Raw genomic sequence first — 13,225 nt, 5'->3', positions numbered from 1 at the left:
AAACCGGCCAGTGCAACGCGCTGCAACCGGGCTCTTCCCACTAAGGCACAGTATGTATCAGCGTAAGCTGCCATATCTGGCCTCAGAGCCATATGAGGGCAAAGGATAAGGCCGGCATGCCTGGATAAGGCTGGCATGGCTGGACAGGGCAGGCATGCCTGGATAAGGCTGGCATGGCTGGACAGGGCAGGCATGCCTGGATAAGGCTGGCATGGCTGGACAGGGCCGGCATGCCTGGATAAGGCCGGTATACCTGGACAGGGCTGGTATGGTTCGCTAAACAATTGTTGAGTGAATCGGGGAGACTGCAGAGTAGTTATGGGGCCTTTTGCTGCGTTTTATAGAGTATATTCAGGTAACAAGGGGCTGTGCAGGCTCATTGCAGATTGAATTTCAGGTACTTTTGACAGCAAATTTCTGCAGTTTTAGTTTGAGAGAAGGGCACGGGTGGTATTTGGTTATGGAGCTGAAACTGGGCTTTTTTCAAGTATAAAATAGCCTGTTTAAGCTGTTTTACATCAGGGATGATTCTGTTGCACCATAATGCAGATAATAGATTGGGATTTTTGGCAGAAAGAGCACGTAACAATGTGGTCCCAGAGGCTGTGTTCTCAGGCGGTATTGATTCAATTAATTTTGATTAAGTTAAAACTTTTGATAAGTAACTCACAAAACGGATGTTCACTTAACAAAATTTTAATGAACTCGTTTATATTAGAGTGAATGGTTCCGTATTTACCCTGTGCCCTCTGCTGGAGTTTTTATGAGTAACCTCGAAAACGAGACTATTCTCAATCAGTACAAGATAATTGTGGACATGATAGGACTGTTCTTCAAGGACAGCGTGGAAGTGGTACTGCACTCACTTCGGGACCTCGACAGGTCAGTTGTATATATCCACAACGGCAAGAAAACCAACCGCACCCTGGGCTCACCCGTAACCGACAAGGCTCTGAGAATCATCTCCGAGTACAAGGCCACCCGCAAGCGTCTGTTCGGTCCTTACAAGACCATATCCTGTGATGGCCATGCCATGAAGTCTGTAACCACAGTGATTGTTAATCACAGCAATGAGGCCATTGGCCTGCTGTGCGTCAACCTTGATCTGGAAACTCCTGTGCAGGAGCTCTTTAACATCATGTGTGCCGACTTTGAACAGTCACCTGAGCACAGCAGCAACGATAACGAGTACTTTGCAACTGATACCTCTGATCTGCTCAATGCTCTGGTAAACCAGATTAAAAATGAGGTTCAGAACGACAATTCAGTACCTCACCGTCAAAAGACCCGTGCCATTGTGGTGGAGTTACAAAAGCAGGGTCTGTTCAACCTGAGAAATGCCATCCCGGTCATTTCCGAGATTCTCAACCTCTCCAAGGCTTCCATTTATCTGCACCTGCGTGCCATCAAGAACAACGAAGCCGGAGATGAGGACAAGGACTGAGCTCAGCCACAGCTCCAGAGTCAAGCAACAGCTCCAGAGCAGTGTTTCGGCCAGCGGGCCGAAGGTACACAGATCTCTGAGTCGTCCTTCAGGCGCCATTGCGCTGCTTACATGCTCCATTGCGCATGCAGCGCCGCTTACATGCGGCTGTGGCGCTGCTTAACACGCGCTGTAGCGCATATTCACATGCTTTAACTGCAGGACTGATAACAAAAGTGACCAGTTATCAGTCTGCCATCCAGCTGCCAGTGAGAAAGAAAATATGGCCCGGTGGCCTGTGCCCATGCCGTAACTGCCCGATAAGTCGGGCCATATCAAATGCCATGAAGCATCTGCCCTATGACCATGCCTGATGCCCATGCCTGATGCCAATGCCTGGCCAATGCCTGATGCCCATGCCTGATGCCCATGCCTGATGCCTGAGTCTTGTGACCTTGAGGAGGCCCCAGGCGGCTGTGCTCAGCCGCTCAGGTCGCCAGCACAGCTGCCCGGGCGCCTTCGGGGCTGATTGTCATGCAGGATCAAAAAAACGCTCTGAGCCATAAGGCTGCAGAGCGTTTTTTATTGAGTGCGGCGCGGGCGCCTGAGGAGCCGGGTGACAGCTCAGCTCCGTGGGATGCCATACTCCTTATTTGTCGTAGGCATCGGTCAGGACGATTTCCTCAACACCGTCTTCATCGTCACCGGCACGTTCAGCAGCGCTGATAACCTGGCGGTAGTAGTCGATGGTGGCGTTGTCAGGGTTGTCCAGAGCCTGGGTGAAGATATGTCTGATCTGCTCAAGTACGGTGGCGCGAACTATGAAGACAATCTTGGAGACACGCTCGCCATTTGGCCACTCATCAAGCTCGCCTACAGGATAGAGCTGCCCCTGAACACCGTGAATGATGACAGGCTGCTCACGGCCTTCGATATCGATAATGCCCTTGAGGCGCAGGATGGAGTCACCATACTGCTGCTGAACCAGGTTGATGGCAGCAAGAAGAGCCAGAGAGTTGATTGGCTCAGCGCGCATGATGGCAAAGCTTTCGATATTGGTGTGAGCAATGATCTTAGGCTTTGCTACAGCAGCATCAAATCTGGCCTCAGCAGGGCGCAGCGGAGAGGCAAGGCTGATACCGCCTGCATCCTTGCCCGGTACCTTGATATCCAGCCAGTCTTTGACCTGAGCATTGTTCTGGCGGCTGAACTCCTTGTAAGGACCGATTTCATGAATGATCTTTGGAGTGATCTGACCCTTGACTACAGGATGGAGCTTTGCTGAAGGGTTGATGCTGCGGGCTACCTCACCTATGGCATCGATTTCCTCAGCGTCGATAAGATCGGTTTTGGAAATCAGAATGATGTCAGCAAGAGCAATCTGCTTTACGGCCTCATACTGCTTTTGCAGCTGCTCGCGTACGAACTGGCCGTCGAGCACGGTAACAGTGCCGTCATAGCGGAAGGTCTCAACGCAGAAGTCATCGTTGTTGAGTGTTGAAATAACGCCGGCCGGATCAGCAAGACCAGTGGTCTCAATCAGAACACGGTTGAACTTTGGAATCTGACCTTCTGAGGCCTTGATGTAGTTGGCAGCCAGAGACTGGATAAGCTCACCCTGCAGGGTGCAGCAGATGCAGCCTGAGCCCAGCAGCACAACGGTATCGTCAACTGACTGTACCAGCTCGTGATCGAGGCCTACATCACCAAATTCGTTGATGAGAACCAGGGTATCTTTAAATTCCGGAGTGTTTACCCAATGGTTCAACAAAGTGGTTTTGCCACTGCCTAAGAAGCCAGTGATGATATTAACCGGGATACGAGTATCCACTACTTCCTGCATATCTGACATGGGTATTACTTCCGAAAAATAAGACTGTCTTCTTTGCCAGGGACGCTGAGATTGAGTACGTGCCCAGTGCATGAGGGCATAACTTCCAGCGGACGCAGCGTTCCTGCCTTATGGCGTCTGTGCCGCATGTGCCAGCGCCGCATATGGGCCCGTATATGCCAGCGTCGCATATGCCAGCGTCGCACATGGTGCGTCGTATATGCCTGCGCCGCACATGAGGGCGCAGTACCTGCATCGCCGTATGGCTGTCAGCAAGCGCCTGGAGCGCAAGAGGCAGGCTGCAGGAGCGGGCGCATGGGCGCGGGGGAGTTGCTCCTGGCCGGTCAAAGATGACGGGGAAAATAAAGTGCACTGAAGCAGCGCCCTGATTAATGAGTCAAATCCCTGAGATTTTCGGGGCAAACTCACTGATACATGGGGCAAAATCCCTTAAATATGGGGGCGGCCGTTCAGTTGCCTGCAGCTTATTGTACTACCAAAATCCTTTTGGATATAAAGAGCGTCCTGATAGTAGCTTTCAGTTACCACTTCTGTAGCTTTCAGTTGCTGATCCATGAGCCTGTAAAACAGCAGCGCCCCGCTCCTGCACTGCAGTGTACAGGAGGCGGGGCGCATTGGAGCCGGGCTGCAGGAACCTGATGGGGTGGCTGCAGAAAGTCTGCAGCAGGCAGTAAGGGCCATATAACAGGACTGTTACTGACCTTCGCCGTTGAGCAGGAAGTTCAGGGCCTTGAGCATGGCTGGATTACGATAGCTGTCATCCTCATTGAGAATATCATGGTAGGCGTGAGGGATGAGCTCGAATTTTGGAGGCACGGTGTCATTGGCGTGGCGCTTACAGAACTCACGGGCAGCCTCAGTGGATACTACCATGTCAGCACCTGCGGACAGACAAAGCATAGGGAAGTCAAAGTTGCACTTGATCTTGTCAAGGCGCTGCTGAGCCTGCATACAGCACTTTACAAACTTGTATGTAGGGCCGGCCAGAGCAAGCTGCGGATGAGATACGTAGTAGTCATGGTAGGCGTCATAGCGTACCGGGCTGTGAGAATGGATGTTCTCTTCAAATGGCAGTCTTACGTACTCTCGGCCGTGAGCTGTGTATGACAGGGCAAATGAGCGTATATTGCACAGCAGCTTGAGAATAGGGTAGACCACCTTTGGGGCCAGCATGTTTGGAATGCCAAGGAAAGGGCAGATAAGAGCCAGGGCCTTTGGCTTGTAAGGGAAGCGGGTGTTGAAGCAGAACTCAAGGGCAATCAGACCACCAAGAGAGAAGCCCAGCATCTTGTAGCCAGGACCTACATCAAGGTAGGAAAGCATGTTTTCAAGGTCAACACGGTAGTGCAGGAAGCGCTCAATATGGCATTTGTTGGAGTCATAGAGCACCATGGAGGACTGACCCTGACCACGGACGAAGCAGACCAGTACGCGCAGGCCCTTATCACGCAGATGCCACAGCAGCTCAGCGTACTTGTGCTCGGTCTCGGCGCGGCCGGCGATGATTACCAGGGTATTGCTGGAGTCCTCAAGGGAGACTCCCGGAGCGCCCTGAGGTGCTTTGAGCTCAACAGCACTTAAAAAGAGGTTATCAGATACATGAATGCGGTGATGCTTGAGATCGTTTTCAAAGAAGGCATCAATTTGAGGGTAGAGCTCGGCAAAGGACTCTTCGGTTCCAATATTCTGCAGATCAATCATAACCATAACTCTCTTTATGACCATACTTACATCACGCAACTGCTGCAATTCTGTCAGAGCCTGAGATTATGCTTTTTTATTATTGACTGGGCAGATTTGAGCATGCGTCCTGAACAGTAATTGTCAGGCAGGGATCAGTTCCCTGAGGTTACCTGCTACTGATCCAGGTATGGTCCTTAATTGGTTTCCTGTCAGTATTACTAAATCATAGCATAACAGCCCACAGCTGTGGGCCGGGCGCCAAATGCGGCACAAAAATTATCCCGTGGATGCACAGGGCCTGCGGCGCACAAAACAAAGGGGCCCTGACATCTGTCTGTCAGGGCCCCGTGTTATGCCGGACGTTGCCTGTGGCAGTGGTCCTGGCTGCTGCGCAGACTGTGCTGCGCCAGAAGCTGCATGCGACTGCCGATCAGCGGCGGCGGAAGATTCTGATGATGTTAGGAACGGCCTTGATGCGGCGGATAATGCCGGCCAGATGCAGGCGGTCTCTGACGGTAATGGTCAGATTGATAAGGTAGGTGCCGTCATCCTTGACCTCGGAGTTGATGGCATCGATCTGCGATCCGCCAATGTCTACGGCATTGGAGATTTCGCTCAGTATGCCCTGGCGGTTTTCCAGCTCAATACGTAAGCCGGTCTGGAAGTCGAGGCTGGCAGTTACCGTGGTATCCCATTCCACACTCATGTACTTCTCCGGATCTCGTGATACGTCACGGATGTTGGAGCAGTTGGCGTTGTGAATTACCAGTCCCTTGGAGGTGATGTGACCCATGATCTCATCACCAGGAATAGGCATACAGCACTGAGCAAAGGTATATGGCAGACCGCCGGTACCGGTAATTGGCTTGCCCTCGTCGCTGGCAAAGAGATCGTCTCTGAACTTCCTGGCCACTACCACGGCAAGGATATTACCAAGGGCAATATCAATGAGCATGCTGTTGAGATCAGGCTGCTTGAACTCCTTGAGTACAGCACTCATCTTCTCCTCAGGAATCTCCTCAATACGTACGTCCTTAAGCACATTCTGCAGCAGACGGCGTCCAATGAGTACGCATTCCTGGCTCTTGAGGCCCTTGAGGTACTGTCTGATCTTGGAGCGGGCGCGCGGTGTTACCACTGAGGAGAGCCACATGGCGTTTGGCTCGGCGCTTGGCGAGGTAATAATCTCTACGCTCTGGCCTGACTGCAGAGGACGGCCCAGTGGGAACATGCGGTGATTGACGCGGGCGCCGATACAGTGCTGACCGATGTCGGTATGCAGAGCATAGGCAAAGTCCACAGGGGTGGATCCGGCTGGCAGATCGAAGATCTTGCCATCTGGGGTAAAGACGAAGATAGAGTCAGGGAAGAGGTCGGTCTTAACGGCCTCAATGAACTCCATGGAGCTTGAAGCGCTCTGCTGAAGATCAATGATGTTCTTAATCCACTGTTGAGCATTCTTCTGAGCAGTAGTTGATGTAGGCTCACAGCCGTTTTCCTTGTAAGACCAGTGAGCAGCTACGCCTCGGGCAGCCATCTGATCCATAAACTCGGTACGGATCTGAATCTCGATAGGGATACCGTGAGGTCCGATAAGGGAGGTGTGCAGGGACTGGTAGCCATTGATCTTGGGAATGGCAATATAGTCCTTGAAGCCCGATGGACGTGGCTTGTAAAGGTTGTGCATCTGACCCAGAACGCGATAGCAGGTGTCTACATCATCAAGGATGATACGGAAAGCGTAAACGTCCATGATTTCACGGAACTGCAGTTCCTTTTTGACCATCTTCTTGTAGATGGAGTAGATACGCTTTTCACGGCCCAGGACGCGGCATTCGATATTGACCTCTTTGAGGCGGCGGTTAATGGCATCAAGAATATTGTTGATAACTTCCTTGCGGTTGTTACGGGCGCGGGTAACTGCAGCCTTGAGCACGCGGTAACGCATGGGATACAGAGCGGCAATGCCCAGCTCTTCGAGCTCAATCTTGATATCGGAAATGCCCAGACGGTTGGCAATAGGGGCAAAAATCTCGAGGGTTTCGCGGGCGATACGCTTACGCTTGTCAGGACGCAGAGAACCAAGGGTTCTCATATTGTGGGTACGGTCAGCAAGCTTGATGAGAATGACACGAATGTCTCTGGTCATAGCCAGGATCATCTTGCGGAAGTTCTCTACCTGGGCTTCACGGTAGTCATGGAAACGCAGTTTATCAAGCTTGGTTACGCCGTTTACCAGGTCCTGTACGGTGCTGCCAAATTCCCTGCTTATGTCTTCAGGAGTGACGACGGTATCCTCAACGGTATCGTGAAGCAGGGCGGCGATAATGGATTCCTTGTCCAGGTGCATCTGGGCAATGATGGTGGCAACAGCAATAGGATGGATGATGTAAGGTTCGCCGGAGGCACGCTTTTGTGGAGCGTGAGCCTTGTCTGCAAGCACAAAGGCTCGGTCAATGTCTCTCATGTTGTCAGCTGACAGATATGAGGAGGCCAGGTTGTGCAGCGGCAGATAGTAATGGAAGTTTTCAGACTCCATAGCCTCAGGAATTGGGTCAGCTATGACATGCTCCTGCTGGGTACCCTGAGCGCGGTCATGAGCAATCTGGGCGCTGAGCTCCAGGCTTTCAGAAAAGCCGCCATTATCACGGGCATTAACATTGGTGGAGTCGAGGAAGGGGACATGATCCACAGGATCACGGGCAGAGCCTGTGGCTATGGCAGAAAGGGCGGCTGCGGTGGTTCCAAGGCAGGCGGTGCCATAATGTTCACCGGGGGCAACTGCTGCACTGCCCACACTGCTAGGACCTGAAGTAATGATATTGCTTTGAGAAACCATAAGTAATTTCCAACCACCAAAACTCTGCCGCGAGTGTGACGCCGCAGTACCATGCCGCCAGGCTGCAAAAGACAGGAAAGTTCTTCCAGTAAACCCTGCAGCAGCGGCCCCGTGCCTTTTCCATAGTGTGACAGCATGCTCTGCAAGGCCAGATCAAAGCATGTGTCATGTGAGCGCTCGCCGGCGCTTTGCCGTTTGTAGCTGCAGTGCGCAGCACCGGGCCTGCACAGCACGCCGTGCCGCGTCTGCCTTGCCAGGTCACTGCCTGGCGCTCACAGTAAATCGTTCATTGGGATGCTGTTTTGACAGGCCTCAAGGGCCGGCTCAAATTAAGGACAGCTCATCTAAGTATACCTGAGCGCGGGCCTGTCTTTGTGCTTATAAGCGGCAATAACACGGTCAGCTCTCAATAATAAGAACATTTTCCATTTGCTGACCTGCTACAGGTGTGCTCTCATGGGTTTTATCTCCCGGGAAAATGCTCTGCATCCGTCATAAATAAGGGCTTTGTCAGTTTAACTTAACAGGGGCAAATCAGGACAAAAAACGTTTTCACCATAAAGGAATCAGTGCACAAAAAATGTGCAGACCCCTGTCGGCAGAGGCCGACAGGGGTCTGTTGAGGTCCGTCAGGACTGAAATCTCTGGCGCGATGTTATCAGTTGAACATCTCAACGCCATCGATAGGAGCAAACTCATTGTCTGCTGGGAGCTTGGCATTGTCGCCGCGCATTAAATCCTTGCGGTCCTGCTTGTCGAGGAAGTCTTCAGAGATGAGACCGGCTTCGATTTCGCGCAGGGCGATTACGGTTGGCTTGTCATTCTCTTCATCAACTAAAGGCTTGCTGCCGTTCATTGAGATTTGACGGGCACGACGGGCAGCGATGAGAACCAGGTCAAAGCGGTTGCCTACTTTAGCCACAGCATCTTCAACTGTAACTCTAGCCATGATGTATTACCTCAAGTTAGTTGCCTCATGAAAAGCTCTCTTCACGGGCTACCAGAACAATTAAAAATCAGTGGTGTGACTCAACAGGCTGATCTTTGCTGCGTCAAACAGCAAAAAGCCGTCATTCCTGAAAGGAACGGGCTGTTTTTGATCACAGGGAAAAACCGGAGAGGAAAGCAGGGTTCCGATTATATGATGCACTGCATGGCCGGTGGGCGCATGGGCCTGTTCTGTCAGGTGGCGCCGGCCGTATACAGGCAGGGCCGGGAGTATGTGTTCTCCCTGAATCCTGGAGGGTACCGTATCTGCTGTCTGCAAGGCTGTCTTAAGCATTATCTGCAGATAAGAAACGGTATGCTGTCAGCAACGGGCATTGTCTCATGGGCGCAGCGCGCCGGTATGGACCTAATATCCTGAGCCCGTTCATAATTTACTGCTAAAAGCCATTCATTTTAACAGAAAAACACGGTCCAGATCGGTAACGGTCCGATAAAGGACAAATTTTTCCCGCCCGGATAACATGATGCAGCCGGGCTTTACAGCCCGGCCAGACTGCATACTGTGGCTCAGCAGCGCCTGGGCCATATTCTTAGCATGCTTATGCCCTGGGCGGGCGCTGCCTGCGTGCCGCCTCTGGTCTCAGGCTCTGATGGCCTGATACCAGGGGCCTGCCGGTGGTAAGGCTCAGATTATTTTTCTTCGCTGTCGGTGCCACTGCCGCTTGCAGCTGCAAAGGCAGCCTGCAGGGCGCTGGCGCAAGGCAGCCAGGCGGCCTCGTAATCACGGGCCTGCTGCTTCATGTCATCAAGCAGCTGCTGGTTATTGCTGCGCAGGCTGTCAAGGCGGGCGCGGTGAGACAGGATGATGCTGCGCAGAGTAATCAGGCTTTCATCAAAGTCGTCATTAACGATGACATAGTCGTATTCATCGTAATGGGAGATTTCGGACATGGCCTGAGCCATACGCTTGTTGATGACATCGACATCGTCCTGACCACGCTTGATAAGGCGCTGTCTTAAGGTATTCAGAGATGGAGGCAGGATGAAGATCTTCACGGCCTCAGGTACCTGCTCCTTGATAATGCGGGCACCTTGCCAGTCAATGTCAAAAAGCACGTCCTTGCCCTGATTAATCCAGTCCATGACTATCTCACGTGAGGTGCCGTAGTAGTTGGAGAAGACGCGGGCATACTCAAAGAAAGCATTACGCTCAATCAGCTTTTCAAACTCTTCGGTGCTTACGAAGTGGTAGCTCTCATGGTCAACCTCACCTGGACGTGGATCACGGGTGGTATGAGATATGGACAGACGCAGGCTGTCATCGAGGTTGAACTTGTTCAGCAGAGCATTGATCAGGGATGACTTGCCAGCTCCGCTGGGGGCGGAAACGATGTAGAGGGTGCCTTGAGACATGAATGATTTCTCCAGAGTTCTGTGTCCAGGAGTTCCTGACAGCAGGTCTTAACCTGATGTCCTGCCGCACAGGCAGCCTGGTATGGCCAGGATGACAGTCTGGCCCCGATAAATACTGTTATGACGGGCGCTGCCAGGTTGAGCACATGGCTGGCGCCACGGGCCTGCAGCCTGATGATCCTGGCTGCACCTGGCCACCCCTGGGCGTGGACACCGTCAAGTGGCGGCGCCAGCACCCGCCGCATGACGGACAGGTCAGGGGGGACGTGGGAGTCTTACTCGCCGTCTGCAGGATCGTAATCGTCGGCTTCAACGCCGTGGAAAGTGGTGAACCAGCCTGAAAGGATGGAGCGAACTTCATCGAGGCCGATTTTGTTCCATGCTGAAAAGGCGATAACAGTGAAATTGCCGCCAAATTCAGAGAGCATGTCCTTTACTTCCTTTACGGCTTCACGGCGCTTGTTGACGCCGAGCTTGTCAGCCTTGGTAAGCAAAATCAGAGCTGGAAGATTGGCAGCCAGGGACCAGTCTATGATAAGACGGTCGTGGTCCTTAAGCGGATGGCGGATATCCATGGTTACTACTATGCCGCGCAGCGCCTTGCGCTTTTGCAGGTATTCGGACATGGACTTCTGCCACTGGCGCTTCATGCTTTCAGGTACGGCAGCGTAGCCATAACCTGGCAAATCTACCAGGGAGCAGCCCTTTTTAACCTCAAAAAGGTTGATAAGACGTGTTCTGCCAGGGGTACGTGAAGTCTTGGCAAGATGGTTCTGATCGCAGATTGCATTTAACGATGAGGACTTTCCTGAGTTGGAACGTCCGGCAAAGGCAATTTCAGCTCCCAGATCGTCAGGCAGACGATGAAGATCCGGGGCACTGGTAATAAAGCGGGTCTGGCGAAAATCAATGCCTGGTGTGCTCATCTCTATACCTCGATTAGGGTCAAAAATTTTCGTAAGTATACGACGTTTTATCCCGGCTGACCAAGTGCCGGGCATCAATGCTCTGCCTTGAACATAGCCTCCCCGGCCGCCCGGTCACAGGCGCTGCCTGGCAAGGCCAGGAGGCATAGTGACAGGGTCATACCCGGTGCAAGACAGGCATGCCATCTTCAGGGAAGGACTGCCTTGCAGTACTGTCCGGGCCGCGTGGTGCGGCCAGTCATGTTATTGCGCGCCCTGGCAGGCACCAAAATTTAAGGCAGCTGACGCCGTAGCGTGCAGCTGCCTTTTAAAGCCTTCAGGGCAGGCAGGTTATGACCTCAGCCTGCCATGGCATGGTTCCGGGCCGGGGCTCGTACCAGGCTGTGAGCCCTGAGCGGAGCAGATACCATGCTGTGAGGCCTTGGCGGGGCTGATAACAGGCGGTGAGACCCGGGACGGGCGCCAGGTAGCGTAAATTAAACGATACCGGCCTGAGCCATGATTTCCTCAGGGGTTAATGGCTGATCGGCAGGCTCAAGGTCACGGGCGAGCTTGAACTCGGTGTGATCCATGGCCAGCTCGAGGTAGAAAGCGTTGCCAAAGGCGGTAAAGAAGGTGATACGGGAAACTTCAGGGTGATCCAGGGTCATGTTGATGTTGATCTCAACCTGGTGAGGCAGGGACAGCATCTTTGGCTGAGACTGGTGAATACGGCCGTTTAAGGTGGTACTCATCTTGGCAGTGAAGTTACCTACCATCTGGTTCATTAACTCACCCAGGGTGTTTGAAACTTCCTCAGAGGTGTAGTTGGTGGCCAGGTCGTTGTCAGAAAGGCCCATGAGCTTCATGTAATTGCTGTAAAGCTCCATGGCGGTTTCCTTAGGGAAGTTCAGCACCACCATTCCTGAGAAAGTGCCGGTGAACAGTACAAAGGTACCGATATCAGGGCGCAGGGTGGTGTTGTTGATCTTCTGGATCATCGGGGTAAAAGAGACTTTATCGTTGGTGGCTGCGGTTAAAACGTCACAAACGCTGTCGCAAAGAGAAAGCAGGATATCATCACAGGTAATGACCTGGTGCTTGGAAATTAACATTAAACAAGCCTCTAAAACATCAAAAAAATCTTTGAGCCTCACCTGAAGTCGCCGTAAGTGACCTGACTTTGAAACTGTTGCGCGGGGGCGCGGGAGGTGAGAGCAGTGACCGTGTTATTCAGGCAGACCACACCACTTTGCCTGGATCCTGAAATATCAGGCAGGCAGGCACAGAAAATGAGCTTGGATGTGCTGTATCGACCCTTAAGTAATTAATTCTCTATTCCGGCAAATTAATACAGACTGACTGCGGCTTTGTCAGCTGCCGCCTGCTCATGCTTATTACTGAGGCTGCCGGCCGGTCAGAGCAATGTCTGTTGATCTGAATACTTATGGCTGATGCAGACAGGACATGAAGTCCGTATGGTATTTAATCCTCAGTGGAGCATGTCGGCTGCTGCTCAGGGAAGACTCACTGTCATGGCAGCTGTTTCCTGATTGCCGATCAATATATTGTTCTTACATTCCGTCTTACTTCGGAAGCTCTTCATACCTGCTCAGGCGCAGGCACGTTATGTTATCGGGTCACGCTGATAGCCTTGTTGACAGAGCACGGCAAGTGCTCTTAACCCACGGGAAGCTGATAGCTGGAAGAGAAAAAACCGTATCTAGATAACACTTCAAAGGTGATATTTTAGCGGTAACTGCAATTAACTCAAGCGTAAACCACTATATTTTACACAAATTGACATAGTTTATTTTATCAAAAGACTTACATACACAAAGTATGTGAATATTTTCATATCGCACTGAGCGATATACAGGCCAAAGGAGCTTTCGCAGAAGGCTGCGGCCTCAGACCAGGCATAGTCCTGAATAACCAGGCAGATTCAGGCAGGCAGAGCTGTTTGAGCATTACCTTGCAGGCAATCCAAGTATGGATGAGACGGCGTGGACGTGATTTGGGTATACGGGTATGGATGATATGAGAAAGCAGCGCAGGCCGGGAGGATGGACGGTTCCAGGTGGCAGGGGCAGGGGACAGTGGCAGGTTTCAGATGGCAGGGGACAGGGGCAGGCTCCAGGTGGCAGGGGGCAGGTTGGGGC

The 13,225-nt window shown here is 52.3% G+C and carries 8 protein-coding genes and 1 pseudogene; 2 read left to right on the top strand and 7 right to left on the bottom strand.

Going from position 1 to position 13,225, the window contains the following annotated elements:
- Window positions 1-763 precede the first annotated feature (763 nt).
- The gene (locus tag MXE39_RS09135) at window positions 764-1,444 is read left to right on the top strand and encodes a PAS domain-containing protein (protein ID WP_246976229.1); all 681 of its coding nucleotides are present in this window, start codon (window positions 764-766) and stop codon (window positions 1,442-1,444) included.
- Between the two features lie 628 nt (window positions 1,445-2,072).
- On the opposite strand, the gene MXE39_RS09130 is transcribed toward MXE39_RS09135, so the two are convergent.
- The 4 genes from MXE39_RS09130 to rpoZ all read right to left on the bottom strand — a co-directional run bounded on the left by MXE39_RS09130 (window position 2,073) and on the right by rpoZ (window position 8,746).
- Window positions 2,073-3,275 (bottom strand): GTP-binding protein, encoded by a 1,203-nt coding sequence (locus tag MXE39_RS09130; protein ID WP_246976226.1) that lies wholly within the window; start codon window positions 3,273-3,275, stop codon window positions 2,073-2,075.
- A gap of 693 nt (window positions 3,276-3,968) precedes the next feature.
- On the bottom strand, window positions 3,969-5,000 hold the full coding sequence (locus MXE39_RS09125) for an alpha/beta fold hydrolase (protein ID WP_246976223.1): 1,032 nt from the start codon (window positions 4,998-5,000) through the stop codon (window positions 3,969-3,971).
- 388 nt (window positions 5,001-5,388) lie between these two features.
- Window positions 5,389-7,497: a bifunctional GTP diphosphokinase/guanosine-3',5'-bis pyrophosphate 3'-pyrophosphohydrolase gene (gene spoT / locus MXE39_RS09120; protein ID WP_246976331.1), complete on the bottom strand. Its 2,109-nt coding sequence runs from the start codon at window positions 7,495-7,497 to the stop codon at window positions 5,389-5,391.
- A 958-nt stretch (window positions 7,498-8,455) separates the two neighbouring features.
- Window positions 8,456-8,746, bottom strand: coding sequence for a DNA-directed RNA polymerase subunit omega (rpoZ, locus tag MXE39_RS09115; protein WP_246976219.1), 291 nt, complete (start codon window positions 8,744-8,746; stop codon window positions 8,456-8,458).
- 27 nt (window positions 8,747-8,773) lie between these two features.
- Here rpoZ and MXE39_RS09110 point away from each other — a divergent pair, with 27 nt between their 5' ends.
- On the top strand, window positions 8,774-9,163 hold the full coding sequence (locus MXE39_RS09110; RefSeq protein ID WP_246976216.1) for a hypothetical protein: 390 nt from the start codon (window positions 8,774-8,776) through the stop codon (window positions 9,161-9,163).
- 425 nt (window positions 9,164-9,588) lie between these two features.
- On the opposite strand, the pseudogene gmk reads toward MXE39_RS09110, so the two are convergent.
- The 3 genes and pseudogenes from gmk to MXE39_RS09095 all read right to left on the bottom strand — a co-directional run.
- Window positions 9,589-10,158: pseudogene (gene gmk / locus MXE39_RS09105) on the bottom strand (guanylate kinase); the annotation flags it as partial.
- A gap of 275 nt (window positions 10,159-10,433) precedes the next feature.
- Window positions 10,434-11,084 (bottom strand): ribosome biogenesis GTP-binding protein YihA/YsxC, encoded by a 651-nt coding sequence (yihA, locus tag MXE39_RS09100; protein WP_246976210.1) that lies wholly within the window; start codon window positions 11,082-11,084, stop codon window positions 10,434-10,436.
- A gap of 476 nt (window positions 11,085-11,560) precedes the next feature.
- The gene (locus MXE39_RS09095) at window positions 11,561-12,178 is read right to left on the bottom strand and encodes a DUF3334 family protein (protein WP_246976207.1); all 618 of its coding nucleotides are present in this window, start codon (window positions 12,176-12,178) and stop codon (window positions 11,561-11,563) included.
- Between the last annotated feature and the right edge of the window lie 1,047 nt (window positions 12,179-13,225).

Source organism: Anaerobiospirillum sp. NML120511 (assembly GCF_023050955.1).
GTDB lineage: Bacteria > Pseudomonadota > Gammaproteobacteria > Enterobacterales > Succinivibrionaceae > Anaerobiospirillum.
This window is presented reverse-complemented; position numbering and strand designations above follow the sequence as displayed.